Genomic DNA, 551 nt, shown 5'->3' with positions numbered 1-551 from the left:
CTTCAGAGATGGTTGACTTTCTTTAATAAGGATATTTCAGAAGAAAAATTAAAGGAGTTGATTGAAATGGATAAAGATATAAAGAGAGTAGAGGAAAGACTTGAATATTTAAGTAGTGATGCAAAGACAATAGAGATTTATAAAGCGAGAGAAAAGTCACTTCACGAAAGGGCAAATATGATAAGCAGCGCAAGAGAGGAAGGAATTAAAGAAGGAATAGAAAAAGGAATTAAAAAAGGAATAGAAAAAGGAATTAAAGAAGGAATATTCAAAACAGCCAAAAATCTATTGGTTATGGGTATGGATGAAGATACAGTGTCAAAAGCTACTGGATTAAGTGTAGAAGAGATCAAGAATTTAAAGCAGTAATATAAATAACACCCTAAATAACACCCCAGGGGTGCAAAAAAAGTTAAATACCAAACTTCTTACAAAGAATCTACCCTTGCCTGTTTGGGTGGTAGTTCACACTTATTAAGTATATGTAAAGGAAGGTGATGATATTTTATGTGTAGGTTAAATCCAAAAGTAGATTTCGTATTCAAAAAATT

At 31.6% G+C, this 551-nt stretch carries 1 protein-coding gene; it reads left to right on the top strand.

What is annotated here, in order from left to right; all coding sequences use genetic code 11:
• On the top strand, positions 1-369 hold a 369-nt coding region (locus CLTEP_RS14260; protein ID WP_479723506.1), incomplete at its 5' end, for a nuclease/transposase family protein.
• Positions 370-551 lie beyond the last annotated feature (182 nt).

The organism is Clostridium tepidiprofundi DSM 19306 (assembly GCF_001594005.1).
Classification (GTDB): domain Bacteria; phylum Bacillota; class Clostridia; order Clostridiales; family Clostridiaceae; genus Clostridium_AC; species Clostridium_AC tepidiprofundi.
Note: the sequence above shows the minus strand (reverse complement) of the source record. Positions and strands in the feature narration are given on the sequence as shown.